We start from the raw sequence: 949 nt of genomic DNA, 5'->3' as shown, positions 1-949 counted from the left end.
CTGAATAACTAGTCGTATCAATACTCGTGAAGCGCTGGCAAAGGTCAAGCTGATCGCAAACATGTGCTGCTATCTCAGTGTAAAGTAGCTCACAACCATAATCATGAATCGCATCTAAAACACGACCCAACCGGTGTCTATTCAGATCAGATGCCTCTATCTTTTGATCAAATAAAACATCAAGGGCCTTCGTTTCAAAAAACTGGGGCGTTAAGGATAAGGGACGGCTAGCAAAACCTAAGCCATTCATGCATAAAGCAGCTAAAACCTCACCGGGTTTTACCTTCTCCTGGTCAGAAAAACCTAGCTTCTTGTTCACGAAATCAATAATCCCAAATTTCTTGAATATCCCAGTTACTAATCCCAGATGATCCAGGTTCTTCGTTTGTAAAATTTCCATTTTGAATACAGTTTGCATATAACTTTGTGAAATATCCTACACGAAAAAACTTTAAAATGCTTTATTAGGCATGATCAATGTGTGTGGATAGGCCTTGTCACCAAATTTTGTGTATTGTTTAACCTTTGGATCATTGCAAAGCAACTCATATGCCTTGCCATCATTCATTCCTGCATGAGTTAATCCAATACTCTCGGGAATAGGCATACAGCCAACTTGGTAACTTGCTAAAATATGAAGCTTAACGCCATAATAATAAAGGTTTTTAGCAGCGCAATATCCAGATTTATCTGCTAGTTCTGAGGCAATACAAGCTTTAAATCGACGATTGTTTTGTGCCATCACAATTGGCATTGAATCAACAAGTCTATGGTTTAATGGCACTAAGTTAAGCCGCTTTTTTGTATAAACCTCGAGCTTTTTTTAGTGGAGGATGTGTCTTTGTTCTGCGGTTTACGCACCGAGGCGTGTTGCGTCCTGTTCTGTTGGCGACCTGGTTATGGACAATGATTTTAAACAGTGGTCTGAGTATTTCGGCATCGTATTTGG

General features: G+C 39.6%; 2 protein-coding genes. Both read right to left on the bottom strand.

Features of this window, described 5'->3' with window-relative positions; genetic code table 11:
• On the bottom strand, positions 1 to 400 hold a 400-nt coding region (locus DNK84_RS13635; RefSeq protein ID WP_162902506.1), incomplete at its 3' end, for a DUF4277 domain-containing protein.
• A 51-nt stretch (positions 401 to 451) separates the two neighbouring features.
• Positions 452 to 784, bottom strand: a complete 333-nt coding sequence (locus tag DNK84_RS13630) for a transposase (RefSeq protein ID WP_119345007.1) — start codon at positions 782 to 784, stop codon at positions 452 to 454.
• Between the last annotated feature and the right edge of the window lie 165 nt (positions 785 to 949).

This window comes from Facilibium subflavum (assembly GCF_003574485.1).
Classification (GTDB): Bacteria; Pseudomonadota; Gammaproteobacteria; order Francisellales; family Francisellaceae; genus Facilibium; species Facilibium subflavum.
This window is presented reverse-complemented; position numbering and strand designations above follow the sequence as displayed.